Source organism: Flavobacterium agricola, assembly GCF_025919725.1.
In the GTDB taxonomy this organism is placed as follows: Bacteria; Bacteroidota; Bacteroidia; order Flavobacteriales; family Flavobacteriaceae; genus Flavobacterium; species Flavobacterium agricola.
Map to the genome: position 1 here is coordinate 1,112,322 of NZ_CP081495.1, position 26,026 is coordinate 1,138,347.

27 protein-coding genes and 4 tRNA genes are annotated in these 26,026 nt (G+C 32.9%); 16 read left to right on the forward strand and 15 right to left on the reverse strand.

All coding sequences use genetic code 11. From position 1 onward, the window contains the following. Window positions 1-17 precede the first annotated feature (17 nt). The 4 genes from K5I29_RS05525 (at window position 18) to K5I29_RS05540 (ending at window position 3,835) form a co-directional block, all read left to right on the forward strand. Window positions 18-707 (forward strand): RluA family pseudouridine synthase, encoded by a 690-nt coding sequence (locus K5I29_RS05525; protein WP_264434904.1) that lies wholly within the window; start codon window positions 18-20, stop codon window positions 705-707. 20 nt (window positions 708-727) lie between these two features. Next, on the forward strand, window positions 728-1,498 hold the full coding sequence (locus tag K5I29_RS05530; protein ID WP_264434905.1) for an olfactory receptor: 771 nt from the start codon (window positions 728-730) through the stop codon (window positions 1,496-1,498). A gap of 17 nt (window positions 1,499-1,515) precedes the next feature. Further along, window positions 1,516-2,373 carry a KPN_02809 family neutral zinc metallopeptidase gene (gene ypfJ / locus K5I29_RS05535; RefSeq protein ID WP_264434906.1) on the forward strand — a complete coding sequence of 286 codons (858 nt, stop codon included), beginning with the start codon at window positions 1,516-1,518 and terminating at the stop codon, window positions 2,371-2,373. A 103-nt stretch (window positions 2,374-2,476) separates the two neighbouring features. After that, window positions 2,477-3,835 carry a hydroxymethylglutaryl-CoA synthase family protein gene (locus K5I29_RS05540; RefSeq protein WP_264434908.1) on the forward strand — a complete coding sequence of 453 codons (1,359 nt, stop codon included), beginning with the start codon at window positions 2,477-2,479 and terminating at the stop codon, window positions 3,833-3,835. Between the two features lie 94 nt (window positions 3,836-3,929). Here the strand turns inward: K5I29_RS05540 and K5I29_RS05545 are convergent. The 7 genes from K5I29_RS05545 to K5I29_RS05575 all read right to left on the reverse strand — a co-directional run bounded on the left by K5I29_RS05545 (window position 3,930) and on the right by K5I29_RS05575 (window position 6,626). Continuing rightward, window positions 3,930-4,006 (reverse strand) — tRNA-His (locus tag K5I29_RS05545). Window positions 4,007-4,041: 35 nt separating this feature from the next. Then, window positions 4,042-4,117 (reverse strand) — tRNA-His (locus K5I29_RS05550). Between the two features lie 35 nt (window positions 4,118-4,152). Further along, window positions 4,153-4,228: transfer RNA gene (locus tag K5I29_RS05555), tRNA-His, on the reverse strand. A gap of 34 nt (window positions 4,229-4,262) precedes the next feature. Next, window positions 4,263-4,338, reverse strand: a tRNA-His gene (locus K5I29_RS05560). A gap of 82 nt (window positions 4,339-4,420) precedes the next feature. Continuing rightward, window positions 4,421-5,137, reverse strand: coding sequence for a bacillithiol biosynthesis deacetylase BshB1 (gene bshB1 / locus K5I29_RS05565; protein WP_264434909.1), 717 nt, complete (start codon window positions 5,135-5,137; stop codon window positions 4,421-4,423). Beyond that, window positions 5,134-6,201 carry an isochorismate synthase gene (locus tag K5I29_RS05570; protein ID WP_264434911.1) on the reverse strand — a complete coding sequence of 356 codons (1,068 nt, stop codon included), beginning with the start codon at window positions 6,199-6,201 and terminating at the stop codon, window positions 5,134-5,136. The genes bshB1 and K5I29_RS05570 overlap by 4 nt, the downstream gene beginning before the upstream one ends. After that, window positions 6,198-6,626 (reverse strand): PaaI family thioesterase, encoded by a 429-nt coding sequence (locus tag K5I29_RS05575; protein ID WP_264434912.1) that lies wholly within the window; start codon window positions 6,624-6,626, stop codon window positions 6,198-6,200. The genes K5I29_RS05570 and K5I29_RS05575 overlap by 4 nt, the downstream gene beginning before the upstream one ends. Window positions 6,627-6,735: 109 nt before the next feature. Between K5I29_RS05575 and K5I29_RS05580 the strand changes: the two genes are divergently transcribed. The 3 genes from K5I29_RS05580 (at window position 6,736) to K5I29_RS05590 (ending at window position 9,657) form a co-directional block, all read left to right on the forward strand. Next, window positions 6,736-8,226 (forward strand): hypothetical protein, encoded by a 1,491-nt coding sequence (locus K5I29_RS05580; protein ID WP_264434913.1) that lies wholly within the window; start codon window positions 6,736-6,738, stop codon window positions 8,224-8,226. A 92-nt stretch (window positions 8,227-8,318) separates the two neighbouring features. Then, on the forward strand, window positions 8,319-8,984 hold the full coding sequence (locus tag K5I29_RS05585) for a hypothetical protein (protein WP_264434914.1): 666 nt from the start codon (window positions 8,319-8,321) through the stop codon (window positions 8,982-8,984). Window positions 8,985-9,009: 25 nt separating this feature from the next. Next, window positions 9,010-9,657, forward strand: coding sequence for a hypothetical protein (locus K5I29_RS05590; RefSeq protein ID WP_264434915.1), 648 nt, complete (start codon window positions 9,010-9,012; stop codon window positions 9,655-9,657). A gap of 111 nt (window positions 9,658-9,768) precedes the next feature. Here the strand turns inward: K5I29_RS05590 and K5I29_RS05595 are convergent, their stop codons facing one another. The 3 genes from K5I29_RS05595 to K5I29_RS05605 are packed head-to-tail and all read right to left on the reverse strand — an operon-like array spanning window position 9,769 to window position 12,128. Further along, window positions 9,769-10,929, reverse strand: coding sequence for a hypothetical protein (locus K5I29_RS05595; protein WP_264434916.1), 1,161 nt, complete (start codon window positions 10,927-10,929; stop codon window positions 9,769-9,771). Between the two features lie 18 nt (window positions 10,930-10,947). After that, window positions 10,948-11,421, reverse strand: coding sequence for a hypothetical protein (locus K5I29_RS05600; RefSeq protein ID WP_264434917.1), 474 nt, complete (start codon window positions 11,419-11,421; stop codon window positions 10,948-10,950). Further along, the gene (locus K5I29_RS05605; protein ID WP_264434919.1) at window positions 11,400-12,128 is read right to left on the reverse strand and encodes a hypothetical protein; all 729 of its coding nucleotides are present in this window, start codon (window positions 12,126-12,128) and stop codon (window positions 11,400-11,402) included. Before K5I29_RS05605 ends, K5I29_RS05600 begins: the two co-directional genes overlap by 22 nt. A 207-nt stretch (window positions 12,129-12,335) precedes the next feature. Here K5I29_RS05605 and K5I29_RS05610 point away from each other — a divergent pair, with 207 nt between their 5' ends. Both K5I29_RS05610 and K5I29_RS05615 read left to right on the forward strand, forming a co-directional pair. Then, window positions 12,336-13,085 (forward strand): hypothetical protein, encoded by a 750-nt coding sequence (locus K5I29_RS05610; RefSeq protein WP_264434920.1) that lies wholly within the window; start codon window positions 12,336-12,338, stop codon window positions 13,083-13,085. A gap of 39 nt (window positions 13,086-13,124) precedes the next feature. Then, a complete protein-coding gene (locus tag K5I29_RS05615) occupies window positions 13,125-15,332 on the forward strand; it encodes an FUSC family protein (protein ID WP_264434921.1) in 2,208 nt (735 codons plus the stop codon). A gap of 28 nt (window positions 15,333-15,360) precedes the next feature. Here the strand turns inward: K5I29_RS05615 and K5I29_RS05620 are convergent, their stop codons facing one another. Further along, window positions 15,361-15,702, reverse strand: coding sequence for a cupin domain-containing protein (locus K5I29_RS05620; protein WP_264434922.1), 342 nt, complete (start codon window positions 15,700-15,702; stop codon window positions 15,361-15,363). 76 nt (window positions 15,703-15,778) lie between these two features. Then, a complete protein-coding gene (locus K5I29_RS05625; protein WP_264434923.1) occupies window positions 15,779-17,146 on the reverse strand; it encodes an MFS transporter in 1,368 nt (455 codons plus the stop codon). Between the two features lie 212 nt (window positions 17,147-17,358). Between K5I29_RS05625 and K5I29_RS05630 the strand changes: the two genes are divergently transcribed. The 3 genes from K5I29_RS05630 (at window position 17,359) to K5I29_RS05640 (ending at window position 20,717) form a co-directional block, all read left to right on the forward strand. After that, complete coding sequence (locus tag K5I29_RS05630; RefSeq protein WP_264434924.1) at window positions 17,359-17,934, forward strand: non-canonical purine NTP diphosphatase; 576 nt, start codon at window positions 17,359-17,361, stop codon at window positions 17,932-17,934. 95 nt (window positions 17,935-18,029) lie between these two features. After that, on the forward strand, window positions 18,030-19,877 hold the full coding sequence (locus K5I29_RS05635; RefSeq protein ID WP_264434925.1) for a DEAD/DEAH box helicase: 1,848 nt from the start codon (window positions 18,030-18,032) through the stop codon (window positions 19,875-19,877). A 78-nt stretch (window positions 19,878-19,955) separates the two neighbouring features. Next, window positions 19,956-20,717: a carboxypeptidase-like regulatory domain-containing protein gene (locus K5I29_RS05640; RefSeq protein WP_264434926.1), complete on the forward strand. Its 762-nt coding sequence runs from the start codon at window positions 19,956-19,958 to the stop codon at window positions 20,715-20,717. Window positions 20,718-20,748: 31 nt separating this feature from the next. On the opposite strand, the gene K5I29_RS05645 is transcribed toward K5I29_RS05640, so the two are convergent. Beyond that, complete coding sequence (locus tag K5I29_RS05645; protein ID WP_264434927.1) at window positions 20,749-21,324, reverse strand: pentapeptide repeat-containing protein; 576 nt, start codon at window positions 21,322-21,324, stop codon at window positions 20,749-20,751. Window positions 21,325-21,453: 129 nt separating this feature from the next. Here K5I29_RS05645 and K5I29_RS05650 point away from each other — a divergent pair, with 129 nt between their 5' ends. Then, on the forward strand, window positions 21,454-22,209 hold the full coding sequence (locus tag K5I29_RS05650; RefSeq protein WP_264434928.1) for an AraC family ligand binding domain-containing protein: 756 nt from the start codon (window positions 21,454-21,456) through the stop codon (window positions 22,207-22,209). Between the two features lie 48 nt (window positions 22,210-22,257). Here the strand turns inward: K5I29_RS05650 and msrA are convergent, their stop codons facing one another. Then, the gene (msrA, locus tag K5I29_RS05655) at window positions 22,258-22,755 is read right to left on the reverse strand and encodes a peptide-methionine (S)-S-oxide reductase MsrA (RefSeq protein WP_264434929.1); all 498 of its coding nucleotides are present in this window, start codon (window positions 22,753-22,755) and stop codon (window positions 22,258-22,260) included. Between the two features lie 202 nt (window positions 22,756-22,957). Between msrA and K5I29_RS05660 the strand changes: the two genes are divergently transcribed. Beyond that, a complete protein-coding gene (locus tag K5I29_RS05660; RefSeq protein WP_264434930.1) occupies window positions 22,958-23,845 on the forward strand; it encodes an alpha/beta hydrolase in 888 nt (295 codons plus the stop codon). Here K5I29_RS05660 and K5I29_RS05665 read toward each other — a convergent pair. Continuing rightward, window positions 23,838-24,236, reverse strand: a complete 399-nt coding sequence (locus K5I29_RS05665; RefSeq protein ID WP_264434931.1) for an excinuclease ABC subunit B — start codon at window positions 24,234-24,236, stop codon at window positions 23,838-23,840. The two genes, K5I29_RS05660 and K5I29_RS05665, sit on opposite strands and share 8 nt — an antisense overlap. Window positions 24,237-24,356: 120 nt before the next feature. Between K5I29_RS05665 and xseA the strand changes: the two genes are divergently transcribed. Together xseA and xseB are read left to right on the forward strand one after the other, a co-directional pair. Further along, the gene (gene xseA / locus K5I29_RS05670) at window positions 24,357-25,847 is read left to right on the forward strand and encodes an exodeoxyribonuclease VII large subunit (protein ID WP_264434932.1); all 1,491 of its coding nucleotides are present in this window, start codon (window positions 24,357-24,359) and stop codon (window positions 25,845-25,847) included. Then, a complete protein-coding gene (gene xseB / locus K5I29_RS05675; RefSeq protein WP_264434933.1) occupies window positions 25,808-26,002 on the forward strand; it encodes an exodeoxyribonuclease VII small subunit in 195 nt (64 codons plus the stop codon). The genes xseA and xseB overlap by 40 nt, the downstream gene beginning before the upstream one ends. The last annotated feature ends 24 nt before the right edge of the window (window positions 26,003-26,026 follow it).

The following is a 26,026-nucleotide window of genomic DNA, read 5'->3' on the forward strand; positions in this document are numbered from 1 at the left end:
TGAATTTTTTATAGGCTATGAAAATCCTTTCAACCAAAAACAACCTTCAGGTTTTATACGAAGACAACCATATAATTGTAGTAAACAAACGCGTGGGCGATATTGTTCAAGGCGACCAAACCGGCGATAAACCTTTATCTGAAGTAGTAAAAGAATATTTAAAAGAAAAATACAACAAACCCGGCGAAGTTTTTATTGGTGTGGTGCATCGATTAGATCGCCCAACAACCGGATTGGTTGTGTTTGCGAAAACTTCAAAAGCTTTATCACGCCTTAACGAAAGTTTTAAAAACCGAGAAACACAAAAAACGTATTGGGCAGCTGTAAAAAGCACACCAGAACCTAAACAAGCAACTTTAACTCATTATTTGGTTAGAAATCCAAAAAACAATCAATCAAAAGCGCACGATAAAGAAGTAAAAGAAAGTAAAAAAGCATCTTTAACTTATAATTTTTTAAAAAAATTAGATAGATTTACTATTTTAGAGATTGATTTACATACTGGGCGTCATCACCAAATTCGAGCACAATTAAGTAAAATTGGGCATCCTATTAAAGGCGATTTAAAATACGGTTATGATCGTAGTAATCCGGACGGCGGTATTCATTTACATGCGCGCAAGCTTACGTTCATTCATCCTGTTAAAAAAGAAACCATAACAATTGTAGCTCCCACTCCAACCGATCCAATTTGGGATGCTATTTAAAATTAAATTCAATTTATATTATGAAAACAAAAACCGATTTAGATCGTTTAATTTCGCAAGGTTATTCCTTAGATTTTAGCCAAACGTTTGATGAAATTTTAGCCTATTTTAAAAAAACCTTTTTATTAAATGGTTTGGTAATTTTAATTACAACCTTACTTTTAGTAATTATCGTGTTTTTTGGTTTAGGAGCGGGTGAATTGTTTAAAAGCTTTTCAGATCCTGCCGAGGTCGAAGCTTTAATGTTAGACAAAACCTTTTTAATTTATTACACCTTATCAATCGTATTCATTGTATTATTATTAGCTCCTTTAAGTGCAGGTTTTATTCAATTAAACCGTGATTTAGATACGGCAGATGAAGTTGGTATTGCAAGCGTTTTTAAACATTACCAATCTAAATATTTTTTAAAAATTGTTGGTTTTACTGTGGTTGTACAAGTAATTAGTTCTGCCCTTACCTTTATTCCATTTGTAGGTACATTAGCAAGTTATGTTATTGCTTGGTTTACCGTTTTAGGTATTCCGCTAATTATTTTTGCAAACCTTTCTGCTTTTGATGCAATAGTTTACAGCATTAAAATTGTAGCTAAAAATCCATTCAACATTTTATTAATTTTAATCGTTTCTATTTTAGTATCATTAGTTGGTTTTATTGGTCTTTGTATTGGTATTTTCTTTACACTACCAATATTATATTCAGCATATTATGTATTATACAAAAATATTGTTGGTTTTGAAGAAGAAGAGCTTGTTTTTGATATAGAAAAAGATCAAAGCTTAGAAGATTAATTTTATAAATCGAAAATATGAAATGGCAAGGCAGACGCAAATCTAACAATGTTGAAGACCGACGCGGACAATCTGGTGGCGGCAAAATGCTTGTTGGTAGCGGTGTAATTGGTATTATCGCATTTTTACTAATTACCTTTGGTGGCGAAACCGGTCAAACCGTAGGAACCATTTTAAATCAAGTAAACGGCCAACAAACCGAAACCTCAACCAGCGAACCTCGTCAATTATCCAATCATGAATTAGAAGTTGGCGAATTCTCTAAAGTTGTTTTTGCAGATACAGAAGATGTTTTTTCAGAACTTTTTGCACAAAACGGATTAGAATACCGCCAACCCAAAATGGTTTTGTTTGACGATCAGGTACAAACCGCATGCGGAACCGGAACTGCGGCAGCTGGTCCTTTTTATTGCCCCGCTGACGAAAAGGTTTATATGGATTTACGTTTTTTTGAAGAATTACGAACCAAGTTTGGGGCTAAAGGTGGCGATTTTGCAATTGCTTACGTAATTGCTCACGAGGTTGGCCACCATGTACAACATTTGTTAGGTACCAATCAAAAAGTACGCGAATTACAAAACAGAAGCAATAAAACGCAAGCCAACAAACTTTCGGTAGCTCAAGAATTACAAGCCGATTTTTATGCCGGCGTTTGGGCGCATCACGTTCAACAATATTTAGATGCCGATGATATTGAAGAAGCGGTAAGCGCTGCTCAAGCCGTTGGTGACGATGCCATTCAATCTAAAATGCAAGGTTACGTGCAACCCGAAACTTTTACCCACGGAACCTCACAACAACGTATTGATTGGTTTTTAAAAGGTTACCAAACCGGCGATTTAAGCCAAGGCGATACATTCTCTAAAATGTTCTAATAATACAAAAGCAGGTTGATTTTAAACCTGCTTTTCTGTTTTTATAATTAGCATGTAAATCAATAAAATCCTACATTTGTGTTTCATTTAAAAATAACTACTTATGAAAGTTGGTATTGATAGCATTTCCTTCTCTATACCTAAAATTCATCTTCCAATAGAAACTTTAGCTACTAACAGAGGCATCGATCCGTTAAAACTTATTAAAGGTTTAGGATTACAAAAAATGGCTTTGTTAGATGTTTATCAAGATGTAATTACAATGGCAGCCAATGCGGCACATAAACTACTTAAAAACAACCCAACAATTGCACCTAAAGAAATTGCCAAAATTTATGTAGGTACCGAAAGCGGAGTTGATAGCTCTAAACCTATTGCATCTTATGTAATTGGGCTGTTAGAACAAATTTATGGCCCACGTAGCTTTAAAAATTGCGATGCGGTAGATCATACCTTTGCTTGCATTGGTGCGGTTGATGCCATGCAAAATGCCATTGATTTTGTAAAAGCAAATCCAACAAAAAAAGCAATCGTTATTGCTACGGATTATGCCAAGTACGATTTAAATTCGACAGGCGAATATACGCAAGGCGCAGGTTCAATTGCATTATTAATAACTGCCAACCCTCGTATTTTAGCTTTTGAATCACAAACCGGTGTAGCAACCGAAAGCGTTTTTGACTTTTTTAAACCGCGCCGCACCGTTAGCAAACAAGCCATAACCGGAGCTACAACTAACGAACCGTGGCAAGGCGTTTTAGAAACCGAAATTGCTATTTTTAAAGATCAACCGGTTTTTGAAGGACAATATTCTAACGAATGTTACATCAAACAAATTCGTGAAGCTTATCAAGATTTTAAAGCCGAAAACGATTTAAAAGATCAAAAAGTTTACAAAAATTGGGAAGCAATTTTAATGCATTTGCCTTATTGTTACCAAGGACGTAGAACGTTTTATGAAATTGTTTTAGACGAAAATCCGGAATTGGTAAACAGATTGGCAGAAGATGCAAAAGATCAGATTAAAGCATTTTCTAAATCCGAAGCTTTTATGCAATTGGTACAAACTAAAATTGCACCATCAGAAATTGCATCTGGGCAAATCGGTAACATTTACACCGGTTCTATATTTTTAGGTTTACTTTCTACCCTAACTCATTTTGCAACAACTAACAAAGCAATTACCGGAAAACCATTTGGCTTTATTGCTTACGGTTCTGGAGCAAAATCTAAAGTTTTTGAAGGCATTGTACAACCAAATTGGCAAAGTGCTTTACCAAAGCAATCTATTTTTGATGCATTAAACCTTTCTACAGCTATTAGTTTTGATGCTTATGAAGGATTACATAAAAAAGAAATAAAAACAGCTGTAATAGCTCCTACAAACGAATTTGTTTTAGATTTTATTGAAAAAGAAGATCCGAATTTAGTTGGTGCTCGTTATTACAGATTTGTACAGTAATTATATAAAAAGGAACTCAAAAATTGAGTTCCTTTTTATTTCAAAAATATATAAATAAAAAAAGGATTTCAGTTTTACTGAAATCCTTTTTTCTTGGGGTGAATGATGGGTCTCGAACCCACGACCTTCGGAACCACAATCCGACGCTCTAACCAACTGAGCTACAATCACCATGTAAGATTTTTAAAGTTATCTTGAAACTTTTTGGGTGAATGATGGGTCTCGAACCCACGACCTTCGGAACCACAATCCGACGCTCTAACCAACTGAGCTACAATCACCATGTAAGATTTTTAAAGCTATCTTGAAACTTTTTTGGGTGAATGATGGGTCTCGAACCCACGACCTTCGGAACCACAATCCGACGCTCTAACCAACTGAGCTACAATCACCATGTAAGATTTTTAAAAGTCATCTTTAAACTTTTGGGTGAATGATGGGTCTCGAACCCACGACCTTCGGAACCACAATCCGACGCTCTAACCAACTGAGCTACAATCACCATTTTGCCTTGTTTTTAACGAGTGCAAATATAAGGTAAAATCTATATTTCACAAGGCTTTTATCAAATAAATTACAAAAAATTTAGATTAAATCAGTTAAATGATTGACAGCCACATATCTTTCAACCGTAAATCCTTCTGCATAATCTTTAAAAATTAATCGTCCTAAATCTTGCGCACGGTAGGTAATGCTATCTAAAAAGTTTTTAGAGGCAATTGGCGATACCGGTTCTTTCGAATTTGGATCGTAAAATTGCGAGCTGTAAGCCATAACCGCTTCTAATTTTTTATCCATATATTCGGTAATATCTACAACAAAATCAGGTTCAATATTTTTCCATTGAATGTAATGGTAAACCAATTTAGGGCGCCAAGCTTCTTGTTCTACCCCATCAAGTGCGGTTTCAATTCGGCGTAAGCCAGATAAAAAACAAGCATCTGAAACTAGTTTTGAGCCTTTACCATGATCAATATGGCGATCGTCAATTGAATTACAAAGTACAATTTCCGGGCGGTATTTGCGAATCATTTTAATGATTTCTAATTGATGCTTTTCATCGTTTACAAAAAACCCATCTCTAAACTCTAAATTTTCACGCGCTACAATGCCTAATATTTTAGATGCCGCTGCTGCTTCTGCATCACGAATTTCGGCAGAACCTCGGGTGCCTAATTCGCCACGTGTTAAATCTACAATACCTATTTTTTTGCCTAAAGCGGCTTCTTTGGCTAATGTTCCGCCACAACCTAATTCTATATCATCAGGATGTGCGCCAAAAGCTAATATATCTAATTTCATGAGCCTAAAATCTTTTTAATTGTTTTAGATTTATTTATTGTTTCTACAAACTCCGCTTCGGGATTACTTTGTGCCATAATTCCGCCACCCACGTACAAATGCACTTTATTGGATTCGAGTTGCATGCAACGCAAATTTACAAAAATGTCCGATTCGTTGGTTTGTTTTGTTAGCGGATTGTAATGCAATTCGCCTAAAAAGCCCGCATAAAATTCGCGATCGTAATTTTCGTGCGATAAAATAAATTTTTTTGCTTCTTGTTTGGGATACCCACATAATGCCGGCGTAGGATGCAACGCAGTTAACACGTTTACAAAATATTCTTTTTTGGCCAATTTGGCTTTGATATCGGTTTTAATATGAAATAAAGTTCCGGCTTGTGCCGTATATGGCTGAGAAAGCTGAAGTTCGGTAACAAACGGTTTTAAGTTTTGTATAATAAAATCGGTTACTACTTTTTGCTCTTCAATCTCTTTTTCAGACCAAACCACATCTTCTATATTCATTTTTACTTGTGTTGCAGCTAATGCAACAGTTTCAATAGCATCGTTATGTTGTTTAACCAATTGTTCGGGCGTTGCACCCATCCAAAAACCAACTTGTGGATGAAAAAATAAATAACGAAATGCGGTTGGATACGCTTTTAGTAATCTTTTATAATACAATAAAAAATTCATATCTGTAATAGCAAGAGTTTCTTTACGAGAAAGAACAACTTTTTTAATTTCGTTATTTACAATTGCATCAATGCCTTGTTGCACCAATTGCATGTGGTTTTGCTTTACAGCTTGGCTGGGCTGAACATCATTAAAAACAGCAAAATCAACTTGTAAATCGGCTATCGAATCTGTAACAACTTCGCAATTTTCTATCGAAAAAAAAATATTTTCTTCGCCATCAAAAGGTGCAAAAACAAAACCAGAATCGGTGTAATTGATTGTACTGTAAATTTGATAATCTTGCTGAAAATAACCAATCAATTTTTGGCTATTGGGCTTGGCGTACAAAACAAACGGCAAGCTTTGGGCAAGATGGTTATTTAAATGGTTTTCTATGGTAATCATCGCGCGCGTTTCGGGATAATCATGTTTGTAATTTTGCTAAGTGAAATTAAATTGTTGTTTTCGTCAACAATACGAATTTCCCACAAATGAATGCTTCTGCCTTGATGCACAATTCTTGCCGTTGCATAAACCGTTCCGTTGCGTTTTGCTTTTACGTGATTGGCCGAAATTTCGATACCGCGTACTTCAAACTTTTCGTTATCTACAAAAAATAAGGAAGCAGCACTACCCACGCTTTCTGCTAAAGCTACCGATGCACCACCGTGCAATAAACCCATGGGCTGATGTACGGTTGGAGTTACAGGCATTTTGGCTGTTAAAAAATCGGGCCCTGCATCAATAAATTCAATACTTAAGGCTTCCATCAATGTGTTTTTACACATTTCTTGGCACATTTTTAAAACAGATTCTTTATCGTATATCATAAATGTATTTTTTGCGTTTGTATGTACAAAGTTACTAAAGCAAATTAAGAATTAATAAAATAGGCTTTTGTTTATTTTTAACTAAATTAGTTGTTGTTATATAGAATCTATGAAAAAAATCACCTTTATATGCTGCTTATTAGCTGCTTTATTTTTACAAGCTTGTCGTGAAGATTTTACGTTTGAAACCAGTACCGGAAATTTAGAATTTTCTAAAAACACGGTTTATTTGGATACGGTTTTTACAAACATTGGCTCAAGCACTTATCGTTTAAAGGTTTACAACCGCTCTAACAAAGATATTAGCATTCCGAACATTCGGTTAGCGCGTGGTGAAAGTTCTGATTATCGTTTAATGGTTGACGGTATGGCCGGAAAATCGTTCAACAACGTTGAGCTTTTAGCTAAAGATAGCTTATTTATTTTTATTGAAACAACGATTGATTACAACCAATACCAAAATCAAACCGCAGAATATTTATACACCGATCAAATAGCTTTTGATTACGGCGCTAATTTACAAACTGTTGATTTGGTTACCTTAGTAAAAGATGCGTACTTTTTGTACCCACAAAAATATGATGACAACAGCTATGAACATGTTATTATTGACGATGACCCCATTTATGGATTTATGCTAGATGCTAACGATGCTGTTAATGGCAACGAATTGCTTTGGAAAAATGATAAGCCCTATGTAATTTATGGTTATGCTGTTGTTCCGACCGAAAAACAATTGGTGGTTGAGGCAGGTGCACAAGTGCATTTTCATTACAATTCAGGGTTAATTGTTGCTTACGATGCTGATTTGCAAATTAACGGTGAAGTTAGTGCACCTGTTATTTTTGAAAGCGACCGATTAGAGCCTAGTTTTAGCGCAATTCCTGGACAATGGGGTTCGGTTTGGCTTACTTCGGGCAGCACGGCACGAATTAATAATGCTATTATAAAAAATGCAACCGTTGGTTTGTTGATTGAAGATAATGCTGAAACGGTACATTTATACAACGTACAATTATACAACCACACGCATTATGGAATTTTGGCACAACATGCAACTATTACCGGAGAAAATGTAGTTACTAATAATTTGGGCGTTGCTGCTGTTTATTTAAACCAAGGTGGAACGTACGTATTTAACCATTGTACGTTTGCTAATTTAGGTGCACCAGGACAAACAACATGTTTAGCGATGAATAATGGTGATGGCAGCACTAATTCAGCCTTAATTAAGGCAACGTTTAACAATTCAATTTTTTACGGTAGCACAGGTACTTCATTAATTTTTCAGAAAGTCGGAAATGATACATTCAATTATTATTTTGCCAACAACTTAATTCGTTTTTCTGATACCGGACAAGCCGCACAAAACAGTTTGTATCCCATTATAAACACCACCAATTACCTAAATAATATTATTGCAAAAAATTTAACCGTTGTACCTGATTTCACAAATGCTGCTGACAATAAATTACAGATTAAATCACAGTCAGCCGCTATAGGAATTAGCAATAACCTACCAAATTCAGGTTTTGATATTTTAGGTAATCCACGCCCTACACAAAATGCTGATGCTGGTGCTTATAATGCAAAAATATAAAAATTATATTTAACGTTTATTTAGGTTTTATTTCTTGTCTGAAATGACTTGTTATTAATAAATTGTTTTTTTTAACTAATTTATTGATACAAATGATTAAAAACTTAAAACCTTTATTATTTACACTATGCCCCTTTATTTTACATGCACAAGTTGGCATTGGTACAATTACACCACAATCTGCTTTGCACATTGTTTCCCAAACTCCCGGTGCGTTAACTATACAAGACGGAACACAAGAGCAAAACAAAATTTTAACTAGCGATAGAAATGGTAAAGCAACATGGGGTGCTAACCCGGCTTTAAGGCCAACTATTTTAGGAACTTTTCCTACATCTTCTAAAACCATTACTTCAGGAACAAGTTCTGGTTACAAATTCTTGGAAACATCAATTACCTTACCTAAAGGAAAATGGATTATTCATGCAGGAATTCATTTACAAAATACTTCTAGATACAATAGTATCAAAAACGTAAACGCATTTATCTCTACTACTACTAATTCAACAGCAATAAGTGGTTTTGAATTTATTGGACATAATTCATCCCTAAAAAGCATTCAAGGTAAAATAGACGGTAAGCAAGTAGATTCGTTTATCCAAGGCGTTTTTATAATTAATGTTATTGTGGATAATTTAAAAATAAATCTTTTACTCAATAATGTTTGGGACTCTGCCCTTTTATCTCCCACAGAGGGAATGTGGACATTCACTACAGATAAAAACGAAAATTATTTGTTTGCGTTACCAATTAACTAAATCTCATTTTTTAAGAATACACAATATGAAAAAAACATTTACTTTAATCGCTTTAATTATATCTTTTATATTTTTTGCTCAAGTTGGAATAGGAACTACTACCCCAGAATCTATGTTACATATAGTATCTAAAACGCCAGGCGCCATTATAATTGAAGATAGCTCACACGGACAGAATAGAATTTTAACCAGCGATGAAAATGGTAAAGCAGGTTGGGTGGAACCTAGAAAAACAGTTTTTGGAAGTTATCCTAATCAAAACCAGGAAAAAAATATTAGAGGAGGCAACACACTATACACAGAAGCATATTTAGAATTAAGTAAAGGAAAATGGCTTGTTAATATTGGGGTTGAGATTTCGAACACAACATCACTTTTAGTATCTAGAGTTCCTTTTATAGTATCTATTTCAGACGAAATATCAAAAAAGTCAAATGAAAATTACAAATATTTAGGCAATTCTGATACCAATAGAATTATACCTGGTGTTATATACAACCCAAATACAGCTTTGTTATTAACAACGGTAACTGGCTTTTTTTCAGGACCAATATTAATTGAAGTTATAGAACCGACTGCTATTTATTTAAAAATTGAAAATAAAGGCAGTAATGATATAAAATACAACACTAAAGCAAATGAAAACTATTTCTATGCTATTCCTATAAATTAAAAAAAGCAACTTAATATCAAGATTTGTTTAATTTTAAAACATGAATATAATTATGTAATAAATACAACTACTCCTTTTAAACAAAAAAGTGAAACTTTAAGTTTCACTTTTTTATAGTTTGGTTAACGAGAAAGTAAAGGCAACTGTTTTATGCTGTTGGTTACCACCAAGTTTAGCTAATGCTATATCTGCTCCTAAAGGGTTACCATTAGAACTTATACTTCTGCTTATTACCAACCTAATATCATCACCTGGTTCTAAATCAACAACCATTGATGGAATAATAGTTTGATAATAATAATAAAGAGAACTACATAAAATCACGTTTCTAATTCCTCCTATATTCTCCCATTTTAAAGACGACCCTCGCTTCTGAATGGTATAATTAAGATATACATACCCCTCTTCTACTTCTGTACCTGTCTTTACAATACTTAATCCAGTATTTACAGAGGAGTCTATCAAATATTTTCCTTTTTCTTTAATTACAATTTTCTGCGGCTGTAAATCTACATATAGCGTATTTGTTATTTCATTTACCGGATCATCAATTGCAATAATAAATTCTCCCCCTTTTTGATTAAAAATATTAGCAAAATCCGTAAATATTTGGCCTTGAACAAATAACTCAGGAGAAGTATAATCTAAACTACTGGTTACAACATCACCCTCATTGGTTACATATAATGCTCTTGGTATTGTAGAGTTGTATGTTGTAATATCTGGAGTTTGGGTTACCCTAAGCTTACCGTTAACATCTAAACTTTGGTTAGGGGTTGTGGTACCAATACCAACACGTTTATTAATAGCGTCAATATTAAATGTTGCATCTGCTACATTAAAATGAGAGGTACCCCTTTGTGGTTTTATAATAAAATCTAAACTCTGAGACTTTTGATCTACAATTCTATTAGCATCTAATGAACCATTACTATTATAAATATTATCATCTAAAACAGAGTCTATTTTAATCCATAAACTTCCATCAAAATAATAAAAACCCGTTGAGTCAATATTAAAAGTAATACCTGTTGCGCTACCATCATCTACATTATCAATATAAATAATAGTTGACTCTTTAACCCCACTCATGTGTTGAGCTCTCAGTCTTGAAACTCTCGGAATTAAAACTCCTTCAGGAGTAGTTAAGTTGGGGTCTGCTGGTTTTTTTGCTTCAATATCTAAAGTTGCCTTCGGTTTTGTTGTACCAATACCTACTTGTCCGTAAGAAAAGCTTATACCACAAAAAAAGAATAAAACAATTTTTTTCATAATATTTTTTTTTACAAATTAGAGCTTAGACAAGAAAATGGTAAAAGCAGATGTTCCGTGATCTGGAGTTCCTAATATAGATCCCTCTATCAAATTAGCTCCTTGCAAGCCACCTTTTTCACCTTTAGATCTATTAATCACTAATCTAATTTGATCGCCTTTATAAAGCATAACTGTCATGGTTGGTAATAAAGAGGTGTGTGCAAACCTTAATTTTCCTGGTGTTAAAAGTACGCTTCTTGCACCTGCAATTGTTTCCCAAGTACTCCCTCCTTTTCTAAGTCTTTGTAAGTTAATAATCAAAAAAACACGTTCGTTTTTACTTTCATCAGTACCTACGGCAACTCTTGTTGTTATAGATGCAGTTACTTTAAAAGGTGCGCTTTCTGTGTCAAATGCACTGCTACCAATCATAATAGAGCTACCGTTAACCTGAGCATCTAACGTATTAATAAGTATGGGTTCACCGGCTAAAGGAAGAGCCCATTGCATCCCATCATTATATATCTGTTTAAAATCCATTGATTAGCACCTCTTATAAAAAAAGACGGTGAACTATAATCATTAGAACTTGTAACAACATCGCCTTCAGCAGTAACATATAAAGGTTTAGGTGGAATTGTTACCGTACCAGAATTAATATTTGGCGTATTGGTTATTCGCATTTTCCCTTCAACATGTAAACTTTGCTTAGGAGTATTTGTACCAATTCCAACCCTTTTATTAACTGCGTCTACGTTAAAAGTAGAACCGTTTACTGTAAAATGACTGGTACCTGTAGTAGGAGTGGCTTGAAAAGATAAGGTTTTATCCCCCTGATTAACAGTTCTATTACTTGTCAAAACACCATCAGCATTATATATGTTATCATACAACTCTGAACTAAATTTAACCCAAAGTATTCCATCATAATAATAAAATCCTGTTGTATCAACATTAGAAGTACTACCAGCTTGACTACCATCTTCTACGCTATTTATATAAATAATAGTAGATTCTTTAACATCAACCATATGTTGTGCTCTTAATCTAGAAACTCGAGGTATTAAAACACCTTCAGGGTTTGTTAAATTCGGATCAGTGGGGTTTTGTGCCACAATGTCTAACGTAGCATTTGGTTTTGTAGTACCAATACCTATTTGACCATAAGAAATACTTATAAAGCCAAATGACAATAACATTAAAATTATTTTTCTCATAACGATTACATTTATTTTTTAATTTCTAACGTGATATAAAATTCTGTATTATAAAAAACAACGTTAAAAAAAATACAAAATCGCATTTTTCAAAAATCATACCAAAAAATTAAAAAAATATTAAATTAGAATATTTTGGCATAACACATAAATTTTCGTAAGATTCATTAACACAAATTAACAGTTGGCATAAATTTCTAAAAACTTATGCACACAGCACTATTAATCAATGTTTTAAAGATTACCCCCACATACTATTTCACTCAAAAAATCGTTTTTTATAATAAAATGATTTTTATGAAGTACATGTTAACCACAGCATTATTAGTTTTTAAACTAGTTTGCCTTGCTCAAGTAGGAATTGGCACTACAGCCCCAAAATCGTCATTACATATAGTATCTAAAACAGAAGGAGCCCTTAGTATTGAAGATGGTACTCAAGGAGCAGGTAAGGTTTTAACAAGTAATAATGTTGGTCAAGCAACTTGGGTAGCACCACGCAAAACAGTTTTCGGGGCTTATCCTACAGCAACAGATAACTTGTCGTCTAAAAATGACGGAGTAACTTACGCAAGGGTTAACCTTAACTTAGAACCAGGAAAATGGGTAATACATTGTGGTTATCAACTATCTATATCAACCTCTCTTTTAGGAGGAGCTAAAAGAAGATATGTACACGCAACACTTTCAAATAGTACGACCCAAACTGTGAACAATGACTTTAGATATTTAGGTACAAATAACACAAACAGATCATTTGCAGGATCAATATTCAATCCTGGAACAGCTATTTTTGGTTCCACAGCGTATGACTTAATAACAGGAACAATTGCCATAGAAGTTACTTCAGCCACTGCCACAACAATATATTTATTACTCGAAAATGTTGGTAATAACGATTGGACATATAATACAAATGCGCCAGAAAATTATTTTTACGCAGTGCCTATTAACTAAAAAAACGCTATATTAGAAGCTATTAATCTTTAAAGAATAATGAATAATATTCAACAAAAAACGAATCAATTTTACACCTCTTTTTTATACAAAATAAACGAAGACAGCTTTAATAAATCTTTAAAGGTAATTGTTAGTGCGTTAATTGCTTTTTTTGTGTTTTATCATAAATTTGGTTCTACCGTTGCCATGTGCATGATATTAGGAATCTGTTTTAGTTCACCCAGCGATATTGGCAATAACTTAAAAGAAAAAGCAAGTGGAATTATTCTTGCAGCCACGCTTGTTCCTTTATTTTCGGTCATTCTAACGGTTTTGTACGGACAAAACATTTTTTTCTATTTTATATTTGCCGTGCTTGTTTTTATTAGCGGAATCATTTCTTTATATGGGCAACGCGCAAATCAGTTATCGTTTACTTTATTAATGGGAATAAGTTTGTCTTTTATTCATATTGCAGATAAAAACCAAGCGGTTGCCAATGGCTTATATATGTGCATTGGCGGTTTGATTTATTTATTGGTTACTACTATTTTTTATTTTATAAGACCATCAAAAAGTATTGATCAGACCATTGCAGACAGCATTAAAAATGTTTCAGATTTTTTACAAATTCGCTCTAAATTTTTGAACGACGATGCCGATTTAAATGCTTTAAAAAACGAACAATTGGCATTACAAGTTAAAAGCAACGATTCTTTTCAAAAAATAAGTCAATATATATCGGTTAATCACAAGCGCATAATTAATTCGAGTGAAAACCGTAAAGTTGTTTTATCGTACACGTTTTTGAATCAGATTATGGAGCTGGCACTTTCTACCACCTACAAAACGGCTGATATGCAAACGTACGTTTCTAAAAACAGCGTACTAAAAAACTTAATTCAAAAATTAATTGTAAGTTTTTCAGAGAACTTAAGCGAATTATCTGAAAGCGAAAGGTTACGCAGGCCTTACAAACCTAATAACGATTTATTAAGCCAATATGCGGATATACAAAATGAAACAAAAACATTAGATACAGCAAATGCTGTTTATTACGACAATATTTTAAACAATTTAAACGATCAAATTGTTAAAATAAAAAGTTTAGAACGTATTTGTACCGATAAATTAACCACTTCAGATTATAAAATTGATGATGAAGATTTAGATCATTTTTTTAAGCCCAACCATTATCGTTTTAAAACTTTATTAGATAACTTAAATTTTGGTTCTACACAATTTAGATATGCATTGCGTTTTACCCTTGCAGCAATTACAGCTTTGTTAGTGAGCAACTTATTCAACTTAAAAAAAGAATATTGGGTTTTATTAACCATTGTGGTAATTATGCGTCCTGGTTACGGTTTAACAAAAAGCCGATTGCACCAGCGTATTATTGGTACTATAATTGGCGGTTTAATAGGTATTGTAATATTATATTTTGTAACCAAAACCACTGTAATTATGGTGTTAATGTTATTGGCCATGTTACTCGGTTTTTGGTTTACAAGCACTGATTACAAAGTTGGAGTAACCTTTATTACTTTATACATTATTTTGTTGTATGGTTTATTAAAAATTGATGCTGATCAGAGCGTAATATATCGCATTACAGATACGTTAATCGGTGCCGCAATTTCATTTTTAGGAACAACTTTTATTTGGCCATCTTGGGAAGCATCTTCTATAAACAACTATTTAATTACATCTTTACAAAACACCAAAGCTTATGTTAGCGCGTTTGGTAAAGTTACAACGGAAGAAGATGCAAATTCTTTTGACTTACAAAAAGCCAGACAAAATGCTTTTATTGGAATTGGAAATTTAATGGCTTCCTACCAACGCTTGGTTCAAGAACCTAAAAACAAACAAAAAAACAGAGCACAATTGTACGAAGTTGCGGTAATAAATCAAACCTTAACCGACGGTGTTGCAAGTTTAGAAACGTTTATTAAACAACATCAGGATACTGATTTTTATCAAAAATACAATACGGTTTTTAATACAATTATAAATAATGTTAATATTTGTTTATCTGCATACGGTAAAACTACAAATACCAATGCAGAACATTTAGATTATGCTTCGGCTAGCGATATTTCTAACTTTCAAATTGAACAAGCAAAAACAATTGCTGAAACACCTGACGATCAGGAAGCGATTAAAAAGGATTTGATTGAAGAACAATTGGCACTATCTCAATTAAACTGGATAGTAAACCTTTCGGATCAGATGACCAAAACGGTTCAATCTATACAATAAAAAAGGAGCAAATTTGCTCCTTTTTTTATTATCCTTCAGCTACTTTTTTAGCTCTTTCTATGCTATCTCCTTTACTTAATGAAAGCCGAACAATGCTATCTTGTTTAGCAAGTAAATCGTGAGGAACACCGCCTTCTAAGGCAATCATCATTCCTTTCTCTAAAGTTACGCGTTCACCATTAAAACCAAAATCAATTGCTCCGTCATAAACGGCTACAACAATAGGAAAATTGGCTTTATGCTCTTTCATTTCTTGACCTTTTTTAAAAACAATTCGCACTTCTTTCACATCGTCAGTATTCAACAAAACACTAACAGCAGGTTTTTCATTACCATATACAACATGATCAAAAATTGATGCTACATTCATAATTATATAATTTTATGGTTATTAATCCTGTAAAAGTTACAACAAAACGACCTAAAAAGAAATAAAATTGTTTTATTTATTCTGCTTCTTGGCGAGGTAAAACTTGCTTTCCGTATAAATAGGTAACTAAACCGCCTAGTAACATAACAACAATAGAAACTATTAAAACTAATTTTGGACCTCCCCAAGAAAGTAATAACGGAATAAAAAACACACCTACTACCCCACCCATTTTACCAATGGATGCAGCTAATCCAACTCCGGTACCACGATCTTCGATTGGATAAATTTGTTGCGGAATTATAAAGGTTAACAAATGCGGACCAGCGTTTAGGCAAATTTCGAAAACTAAAAAGCCTAAAATTGACACCCAATTTGGTAATTTTAATAAATAACCTACTAATAAAATTAGTAATCCTAAGGCTGCAAAAACAAAACCTAATGCTTGTGTTTTAACATGGTATGTTTTATTTACAATAAGCAACCCTATAACAAAACCTATTAATATAAATACGTTGATGTAAGTTGTTATTTCTATCGAATTTATGATTTGCTCAAACGAATTGCTTGATGCACTTTCTAAACCTAAACTCATAACTAAAATTGGTAAAAAAATACCAATTCCGTAAACACCTAAACCTTCACATGCCCATGGCACGCCACTAAAAATTATTTTTTTTGTATTGCCTTGTTTTATAAATTCTTTTAAACTTAATGATTTAGCTGGTTCTTTAGGTGGTGTATTTTTAACAGTTCCAATAGTTACATTTTTACCAAGAAAAAATTGAACCGATTTTTCGGCTTCATCATATCTGCCACGAGCAATTAACCAACCTGGACTTTGCTTAAAGCGTAATCTCAAAAAAAGCATTAAAGCTGCTATTGCAGCAATAATCAGTAACAAGTTGTACCATTCGTGCGCGTTATTCCATTTTATCAATAAAAAATAACTTAACACTGCAACCAAAATACTACCAATTGCAGCGGTTGCTTTTGCAGCACCTACCATCAGCAATTGCCATTTTTTAGGCATAATTTCAGAAATATAATCCGAACCAATGCTGTATTCACCGCCAATTCCAAGCCCCATAACAAATAATCCAATTGCCAAACTTAACGGTCCGTCTGTATAATAAGCGAATAATGAAGCTAAAACTATTAAAGCAGGACAAATACGAAACAAGGTAAGATAACCGTATCGGTCGCTTAAATTTCCAAAAACAGATGACCCAACCATGATTCCTAATAAACTCATACACGAAATAAGCCCTTGTTGTAAAGAAGTTAATTGCGGATGTGCAATAATTTGTATCATCGGAATTATAATTCCGATTAAAGTTGCCAAGCCCGAACCAAGCGCCTGACCAAGTGATGATATAGTAAAAACCTTTATATGTTGCCATGTTAAAGGCATCGTATTCATATCAACAACCTTTGTATCCATACGTAAAACATTTTATAAGTTAAGCAAACCTGCAAACGGTTAGCAATATTGCTTAAAAGTACCTTTTTTTTATTTCTTTTAGAAACAAAACATGAATCTAAAAAATCATATAAAACCAAATATCAGAAGAACCTTTGAAAATGAAACAATTAAAACCTAAATTTTTCAGTAAATTTCTGTTTTAAATAATTGTAATTTTACCAAAAAACAACATGACAAAACTTGTATTTGCTTCTCACAACGAAAATAAAATTAAAGAAGTAAAAAAATTATTAGAAAATCAGTTCGAAATTGTAAGCTTAACCGATATTGGTTGTTTTGAAGATATTCCGGAAACAGCAGAAACAATTGAAGGAAATGCAATTTTAAAAGCCAATTATGTAACCGAAAAATATGGTTTAAATTGTTTTGCTGATGATAGTGGTTTATTAATTGATGCTTTAAATGGAGCTCCAGGAGTTTATTCGGCACGTTTTGCTGGCGAACATAAAAACGATACCGATAATTTAAATTTAGCTTTGCAAAAATTAGAAAATGAAACAAACAGAAAAGCACATTTTAAAACCATTATGGCTCTAAACTTAAACGGCGAACAACATTTGTTTGAAGGCATTGTTCAAGGAGATTTAACCACGCAACCTATTGGTAATAATGGATTTGGGTACGACCCTATTTTTGTTCCTGAAGGATATACAGAAACATTTGCACAATTAAGTTTAGAAGAAAAGTCTAAAATGAGCCATCGCGGTAAAGCTTTGCAAAAAATGGTGCAGTTTTTAAAAGCATAACTATAAAATATTGATTTATTTAAGTATAAAATAGTAAACAATTTTAGTTATTCTCATTAATTCGCAGTACCTTTGCACTTTATTAAAAATATCGAATGAATAATTTTGAACAATTAGGATTAAATGAATCGCTACTGCTGGCGATTAAAGATCTAGGATTTGAAAATCCGTCAGAAGTACAACAAAAGGCGATTCCCCTATTATTGGAAAACGATATCGACATTGTTGCTTTAGCGCAAACAGGGACAGGAAAAACAGCTGCATTTGGCTTTCCAATCATCCAAAAAATTGACGCAAACAACAGAGGGACACAGGCTTTAATTTTATCACCAACACGTGAGTTATGTTTACAGATTACAAATGAAATCAAAAACTACTCAAAATACGTTAAAGGGTTAAATACGGTTGCGGTATATGGGGGAGCGAGCATACATGATCAGGCTCGAGATGTTAAAAGAGGTGCACAAATTATTGTGGCAACACCCGGAAGAATGCAAGATATGATTAACCGCGGATTGGTTAACATTGAAAACATTAATTATTGTGTGTTAGACGAGGCAGATGAAATGCTGAACATGGGATTCTATGAAGATATCCGTTCTATTTTATCACACACACCAGAAAACAAATTTACATGGTTATTCTCTGCAACTATGCCTCAAGAGGTAGCAAGAATAGCAAAAGATTTTATGAAATCTCCAACTGAAATTACAGTGGGGCATAAAAATCAAGGAAACACAAGCGTAACGCACGAGTTTTACATTGCTAACGCACGCGACAGATATGCAGCTTTAAAACGTTTAGCAGATGCAAACCCTGATATTTTCTCGGTTATTTTCTGTCGTACAAAACGTGATACACAACAAGTTGCGGAAAAATTAGTTGAAGACGGGTACAATGCAGCAGCATTACACGGTGATTTATCTCAGGCACAACGTGACGGAGTTATGAAATCGTTCCGTGGTCGTCAAATTCAAATGTTAGTAGCTACAGACGTTGCTGCTCGTGGAATTGACGTAGACGATGTTACACACGTAATTAACTACCAATTACCAGACGAGGTTGAAACATACACGCACCGTTCAGGACGTACAGGACGTGCAGGTAAAACAGGTACTTCAATGATCATTATCACAAAATCTGAATTACGTAAAATTAATCAGATTGAGCGTATCATGAAAAACAAATTCATTGAAAAACCAATCCCATCTGGAGCTGAAATTTGTGAAACTCAATTAATTCACTTAGCAAACAAAATTAAAAATGTAGAAATTGACACTGAAATTGATCAGTACTTACCTGCAATTAATGAAGTTTTAGCTGATTTATCTAAAGAAGATGTTATTAAAAAACTTGTTTCTTTAGAATTTAATCGTTTCATATCTTACTACAAAAACTCACGCGATTTAACTTCGCAAGTTTCTGATCGTGATCGTAAAAGCAGCAATACAATTCCAACAGATGGTGCTGTTCGTTACTTTATCAACATTGGTCAAAAAGATGATTTTGATTGGATGTCGTTAAAAGATTTTTTACGTGATACGTTAGAATTAGGTCGTGATGATTTATTTAAAGTTGATGTTAAAGACGGATTCTCATTCTTTAATACAGATGCAGAACATGCTGAAAAAGTAATGAGCGTATTAAACGGCTACGAACACAACGGACGTAGAATTAATGTTGAAATCTCTAAAAATGACGGCGGATCTAACTCAAGAAGACGCGACCATAACGGACGTGGCGGAAGTGATAGAAAACCGTTTGAAAGACGTGGAGAACGCAATGATCGTAACGATCGCGGATCAAGATTTGACCGTGGTGAAAAACGTTCGGATAGCGGAAACAGACGTTCTACTGACCGATCTAGAGATGACAGAGCGCCAAGAAATGAAAGAAGAACAAGAATATCTTCTGATTTCAGCTCTTCAAGAAGAAGAAGTTAAGTAAGATTAGTTAATTTTATTTAAATATAATTTTAAAACTACAAAATATACCCTACATTTAGACCATAATAAAAATGTATGAAATATTTTGTAGTTTTTTTATTGATGCTTGTTAAGGTTACCACTTTGCAAGCTCAAGAAGATCCTGTTTTACTTAAAGGTACCGTAGTTGACGAGTTTACGCAGCTACCGATATCTAATGCCAATGTTATTAACTTAAACTCGGTTAAAGGTGCTGTAACCGATGAATTAGGGCGCTTTAAAATTGAGGCACAAGTAAATGACACCCTACATATTTCGTTTGTTGGTTATCAATCAATCAAAATTCGTGTTCCTGCTGACTGGATTAAAACACGTGATGATTTTAAAATTAAAATGATTGAAAAATCTAACGCTTTAGAAGAAATTATTATTCACAAATACCAACTTACCGGAGTTTTAGAAGTAGATAATAAACTTATTAGATTAAACGAAAATTACCGTTTAAATTTAACAGGCTTAAACTACGGCTATGAAGCTAATGATGGTTCTAAACTTGGAAGCGCTGTATTGGGTGGTTTTGCAAACCCAGCAGACGCCTTATTTAACACCTTTTCTAAAAAAGGGAAAGAACTGCGTAAACTTAGAAAAGTTAAAGAAGACGAAAACGTACGTAATTCTTTAGCTACAAAATACGATCGTGATATGGTTAGCGCATTGCTAAACATTAGTAAAAACGAAATAAGTGAAATTTTACAAAAATGTGAATATTCTAAAACTTTTATTGATACTGCAACCGATTTACAAATTATGGATGCGATTAAAAGTTGTTACGAAGATTACAGATTTTTATCAAAATAAAAAAAGGTTATCCAAAACGGATAACCTTTTTTTATTTCTTTACAATGATATCAAAATGGCTCATTAAGCCCGGCAGGGCCGTTTCATTAAAAATAGCACGTTTAATTTTTGTTTTTAGTGGATTTAAGGATATATAATAGCTGGTATAAAAATCCGCACCTTCGCAATTCGCTTTTTCAAATTCAGCCAAATGTAAATTACAATTATCAAAAAGTACTTTAGTTAAGTTAGCTTCCATAAAATCGGCACTAATTAAACTACAACTATTAAAACTTACATGTTGCAAATTTAAGGCGTAAAATTTAGCATAATCCATTTTGCAGTTGGTAAAATCAAACTCATAAATAAACTGATCAATACGCGCAAAGTTAACATCGGTAAAATCACAATTTAAAAAATTTACACCACGTAACGAAATATTATTAATATCGGCCGCTTTAAAATTACAATCTATAAATTTACAGCCTAAAAAAACAGCGTTTTTAAAATGACATTCGGTAAAATCACAGTTTACAAACGTACACGATTCGTATTCTTTAAAGTTAAATTCATCATCGAAAAAAAAATCTCCAGTAAATTCTTGATTATATATAATATCAAATGCCATAATAAAATTGTTTGTGCAAAAATAGCAATTTAAAAATTGGTTATTGGTTTTAAAACCAATCAAAAAACCTGCAAAACGTTATTCGTTTAAAAAGTTGTAGCTTTGCTGTTTATAATTAACTTCAGCATTATGTTATCTTTTAAGTTAAAACAAATTATCGAGAAAAAAGAAGACGAAAAACTTTCTTTTCGTGTTTTTGACCTCAATGCAGATCGAATTAAAACATACGCAACGCCGCATCAAAACGATCATTTTTTTATTTTAATTGTTGAAGAAGGAACGATTGAATTGCAAATTGAAGATCAGCATTATTTATTAAATAGCGGAAAAATATCGGTGGTATTTCCAAACCAAGCGCATTACATACAATCTAAATCTAAAAACTTTTTAGGCAAAATTATTTTGTTTGAGGAAGTTTTGTTTTGTTCTGACATTTTAAAAAATGAGCTAAGCGTTTACAACGTAAACTTATCTACGCAATTAAACTGCATAGTTTTAGACGCAAATACGTTTACTGAAAGCATGCAGGTTATAAAAACCGTTCAAGAAATTTATAATAAACCAGGCTTAATTAAAAAAGAACAGGCGCGTTTTTATATCAAAACGTTTTTACTAACATTAATTGAATCCGTTCATGGTCAGCATCCTATTTTAGGGCAACAAACAGCAGATCAGCCTTTGTATGTACAATTTAAAAAACTTTTAAACGAACATTATAAAACTGAAAGAACCGTTCAGTTTTACGCAGATCAACTTTATATAACCACTAAAAAGCTAAACGCCATAACCAAAAAACATTGTGGCGAAACCGCGATTAATACCATTCATCACCGTTTGATGATTGAAATTAAACGCCAGCTAATGTTTACCAAGAATAACAGGTAAATAAATTAACTATTTACTTTATAAAAAAACCCGCTATGTGCGCTTTTTTTATAATTGTAAAAATGTACCAAAACGTTCAAAATGGCACGTATAACCATTCGGTTTTTTTAATAAATAATCCTGATGTTCTTCTTCAGCTGGCCAAAATGTAGTAAAAGGTTCTAATGTAGTAACAATCTTACCAGGCCATCGTTCAGAATCATCAACAATTTTAATAATGGCTAACGCATCTGCTTTTTCTTGTTCATTTTGAATAAATAAAGCTGATCGATAACTAGAACCAATATCATTACCTTGGCGATCTACCGTTGTTGGATTATGAATTCTGAAAAAATAATCTAAAATTTCTTTGTATGATGTAACATTAGCATCGTAAGTAATTTCAATTCCTTCAGCATGACCGGGGTGATTGCGGTAGGTTGGATTTTGGTTCTCACCACCTAAATAACCAACTTCTGTATCAATAACTCCTGGTCTGACACGAAACAAATCTTCCATGCCCCAAAAACAACCGCCTGCTAAATATGCTTTTTTATAATTTTCCATAATTTCATGTTTTAGGTTTTACAATAAACGTATAACACCTTAGTCGAAATAAATAAACAAACCTGACTAATGAAGTAAAAATACAAATTATAAAAATGAATAAGCAATATAAAAGCTAAACCCATGTTTAAATATAATAATAATTCATTTTTAGTTTTCAAATCATATCTTTAAATAAAAAACTTAAAATCATATTTCTGAAATGCAACAAAGCTTTACTTATTACCTAATCACAACATTTATAAAATTAAAAGGTTATAAAAAAGCTTTTAGTGCATCGCCTATTAATTTCGTCAAACTACGCGATCAAGACAAAGCACATCCAACAGGAAACTTTTTTAAACAACATATTACACAACGCTTTGCTATTGAAAACACTGAAATAACAGAAATAAAAATAAAAAAAAACAGTTCTAAACTAATACTATACATTCACGGTGGTGCTTTTGTTTTTGGCCCGACACAGCAACATTGGGAAAGTGTTAAAAACATAGCTAATAAAACAGGATATGCGGTTTGGTTGTGCAATTACCCCAAAGCACCAGAATATAAAATACATCAAATAAATGCGAATTTAGATGCTGTTTACAAACGTGCGTTGCAAGATTATGAAGCGAAAAATATAATCTTACTAGGAGATTCGGCTGGTGGAAACTTAATTTTAACCTTAACGCAAAGAATTATTGCATCTCAACAAGAAGCACCCAATAAAGTAATAGCTATTTCACCGGTTGTAGATGCAGCATTTACTAATCCTGAAATAACAGTAGTAGATAAAAAAGATATTATGCTGTCTATAAACGGCATAAAAAGTACAAAAATGCTAATTGTTGGAGATTCTGAAACTGATATAAATACGTACTCCCCTATTTTAGGCAGTTTTAAAAACTTTCCGAAGTTGTATTTATTTTTAGCAGAGCATGATATTACTTACCCCGATCAAAAAATATTAGTAAAAAAATTAGAAGCTGAAAAATGCGAACATTACGTTTGTTTTGGCAAAAACATGCCACATATTTGGCCCTTATTGCCAATTATGAAAGAATCTAAAGTTGCATTTAATCAACTTATAAAATATCTAGTTAGTTAAGCTGATTGGTAAAAATAGCTTCTAAAAAACCAGAGGTAATATGTAACGGACCTTTTTCTTCTAAAAAGGTTAATAATGATTTAATTCCTAACGGGTTTAAGCCCATCATCAAGCCAATTTCGTAAAGTTTATTTACTTCTTTTTCATGCCAAACGCCATCGCATTGCATCAATAAACTTAATCGATATAATTGAATCACACGTTCTGAAAATGCCAAAGGCATAACCTGCAATTCTGACTTGTACAAAGCATAATACGCATCATCTGCAATACCAAAATCTTTTGCTAAAAGTTTTAAAAAATCCATTTCTCGGTCGTGCAAAACGCCATCAACCTTTGCAAATTCAATTAATTGCTTTAGTAAAAAAAGTTTTTCATCTAAGCTTTCCATATCGGTTACGTTTAAAAAAAGGGCTTGTTTGTTACTGTAAAATAATGTAATTTAATACATATTAACGAATCCAAACTATAAATTCAATTTTAATCTACTAATTTTGTAAAAAAATAAAACGTGCTTGCAACCCAAACAAAAACCTATAGCTTATCGGTCGTTTTAAAACGTGTAAAACAAATTATTCAAACACAAACGCAAAATAAATATTTTTGGGTTAAAGTTCAGGTTTCTAAAATTAGCTCAGACCGCCGCGGTCATTATTATTTAGAATTAATTGAAAGCCAAAACGGAACGGTAATAGCAAAGGCTGATGCAACTATTTGGGCGCAACAATGGGCTACAATTCAAACAAAGCTGGGTAACAATTTACCTCAAATTATAAAAAACGGATCTGAAATTTTATGTTTTGCAACCATAGAATATTCTGAAATTTATGGATTGCGTTTACATATTGTTGATGTTGATTTAAGTTTTAGTTTAGGTGAAATTGAAAAAAGAAAGCAGGAAAACTTACTTTATTTACAAAAAAATAATCTAATTAACCGCAACAAGCAAAAGCATTTACCACTGGTAATTCAGAATATTGCAGTAATTGCATCGCCAAATTCTGCTGGTTTTGCAGATTTTACCAAGCATTTAAAAGAAGTAGATTTTAACTTTTCTTGTCAATTTACCTTATTTCCGTGTGCTGTTCAGGGCGAACATGCAATAGCAGAAATGCTTCAGGCCATACAAAACATACAATTATATGCTTTTGATGCTTTGGTTATTATTCGTGGCGGAGGTTCTAAGTTTGATTTAGAACTGTTTAATGATTTAGAATTAGCTAAAGCCATTGCTAACGCTTCCCTACCGGTAATTACCGGAATTGGACACGAAACAGATAGTAGTTTAGCAGATTTGGTTGCGCATCAAGCACAAAAAACACCAACAGCAGTTGCAAGTTTTATTATAGATCGGGCTAAAAATTACTGGTTGCATATAAAAAACATACAGCAAACAATTAGCAAACAAGCACAGCAAATTCTTCAAGCTAAAAAATACAATACCCAATGGCAAGAAGAACAAATAAAAAACAAAACCCAACAAATTGTAGCCAACAAGCAACAACAACTGCATAGCTTATCAAACAAAATATCTTTTATTAGCCAGCATTTTTTAGCCAACAAAAAATTAGAAATTAATGCCCAAAACAACAAGTTACATTTTTTAAGCAAACAAGTACTAATAAACAAGCAGTTTAAGGTTAAAGAAAACGCAACCTACATTCAGGCGTTTGCCAACCAACACCTAAAAAAAGCAACTAATGAATTGCATATTTTTACCCAAATGATGCAACAATATGCCTTACAAAGCTTACAAACGCAAAAGCAACGCTTAGAAAAAGTAATGCATATTCCTGAGGCTTATAACCCAGAAAATGCTTTAAAAATAGGTTACGCAATGGTACGTAAAAACGGAGCATTGCTTACTAAAGATACTGAAATTATAAACGGAGATGTGCTAACCGTAGAAATGGCAAACAAATTTATTACATTTAGCATTACAGATACAAACCAGCAAATAATATGGAAGGATATACCTACGAAAGTGCAGCAAAAGAATTAGAACAAATTTTAGAAGCGCTAAAGAATGATGAAATATCGATCGATAATTTAGCGACTAAAGTAGAAAAAGCCAGCAAATTAATCGCTTTTTGTAAAGAAAAATTAAGCAATACCGAAAAAAGTGTTCAGGTAATTATTGATAAACTTGAAGCATAATAACGCAAACGTATAGTATAATAC

Bases quoted from the DNA above. Each gene is read 5' to 3' on its own strand.
- xseB (WP_264434933.1), top strand. From the start codon at position 25,808: ATGGAAGGATATACCTACGAAAGTGCAGCAAAAGAATTAGAACAAATT.
- K5I29_RS05630 (WP_264434924.1), top strand. From the start codon at position 17,359: ATGACAAAACTTGTATTTGCTTCTCACAACGAAAATAAAATTAAAGAA.
- K5I29_RS05585 (WP_264434914.1), top strand. From the start codon at position 8,319: ATGATTAAAAACTTAAAACCTTTATTATTTACACTATGCCCCTTTATT.
- K5I29_RS05635 (WP_264434925.1), top strand. From the start codon at position 18,030: ATGAATAATTTTGAACAATTAGGATTAAATGAATCGCTACTGCTGGCG.
- K5I29_RS05615 (WP_264434921.1), top strand. From the start codon at position 13,125: ATGAATAATATTCAACAAAAAACGAATCAATTTTACACCTCTTTTTTA.
- K5I29_RS05525 (WP_264434904.1), top strand. From the start codon at position 18: ATGAAAATCCTTTCAACCAAAAACAACCTTCAGGTTTTATACGAAGAC.
- K5I29_RS05590 (WP_264434915.1), top strand. From the start codon at position 9,010: ATGAAAAAAACATTTACTTTAATCGCTTTAATTATATCTTTTATATTT.
- K5I29_RS05665 (WP_264434931.1), bottom strand. From the start codon at position 24,236: ATGGAAAGCTTAGATGAAAAACTTTTTTTACTAAAGCAATTAATTGAA.
- K5I29_RS05530 (WP_264434905.1), top strand. From the start codon at position 728: ATGAAAACAAAAACCGATTTAGATCGTTTAATTTCGCAAGGTTATTCC.
- bshB1 (WP_264434909.1), bottom strand. From the start codon at position 5,137: ATGAAATTAGATATATTAGCTTTTGGCGCACATCCTGATGATATAGAA.
- K5I29_RS05660 (WP_264434930.1), top strand. From the start codon at position 22,958: ATGCAACAAAGCTTTACTTATTACCTAATCACAACATTTATAAAATTA.
- K5I29_RS05620 (WP_264434922.1), bottom strand. From the start codon at position 15,702: ATGAATGTAGCATCAATTTTTGATCATGTTGTATATGGTAATGAAAAA.
- K5I29_RS05595 (WP_264434916.1), bottom strand. From the start codon at position 10,929: ATGAAAAAAATTGTTTTATTCTTTTTTTGTGGTATAAGCTTTTCTTAC.
- K5I29_RS05580 (WP_264434913.1), top strand. From the start codon at position 6,736: ATGAAAAAAATCACCTTTATATGCTGCTTATTAGCTGCTTTATTTTTA.
- K5I29_RS05625 (WP_264434923.1), bottom strand. From the start codon at position 17,146: ATGGATACAAAGGTTGTTGATATGAATACGATGCCTTTAACATGGCAA.
- K5I29_RS05600 (WP_264434917.1), bottom strand. From the start codon at position 11,421: ATGCAATGGGCTCTTCCTTTAGCCGGTGAACCCATACTTATTAATACG.
- K5I29_RS05645 (WP_264434927.1), bottom strand. From the start codon at position 21,324: ATGGCATTTGATATTATATATAATCAAGAATTTACTGGAGATTTTTTT.
- msrA (WP_264434929.1), bottom strand. From the start codon at position 22,755: ATGGAAAATTATAAAAAAGCATATTTAGCAGGCGGTTGTTTTTGGGGC.
- K5I29_RS05605 (WP_264434919.1), bottom strand. From the start codon at position 12,128: ATGAGAAAAATAATTTTAATGTTATTGTCATTTGGCTTTATAAGTATT.
- K5I29_RS05650 (WP_264434928.1), top strand. From the start codon at position 21,454: ATGTTATCTTTTAAGTTAAAACAAATTATCGAGAAAAAAGAAGACGAA.
- K5I29_RS05575 (WP_264434912.1), bottom strand. From the start codon at position 6,626: ATGATATACGATAAAGAATCTGTTTTAAAAATGTGCCAAGAAATGTGT.
- K5I29_RS05570 (WP_264434911.1), bottom strand. From the start codon at position 6,201: ATGATTACCATAGAAAACCATTTAAATAACCATCTTGCCCAAAGCTTG.
- K5I29_RS05640 (WP_264434926.1), top strand. From the start codon at position 19,956: ATGAAATATTTTGTAGTTTTTTTATTGATGCTTGTTAAGGTTACCACT.
- K5I29_RS05610 (WP_264434920.1), top strand. From the start codon at position 12,336: ATGCACACAGCACTATTAATCAATGTTTTAAAGATTACCCCCACATAC.
- ypfJ (WP_264434906.1), top strand. From the start codon at position 1,516: ATGAAATGGCAAGGCAGACGCAAATCTAACAATGTTGAAGACCGACGC.
- K5I29_RS05540 (WP_264434908.1), top strand. From the start codon at position 2,477: ATGAAAGTTGGTATTGATAGCATTTCCTTCTCTATACCTAAAATTCAT.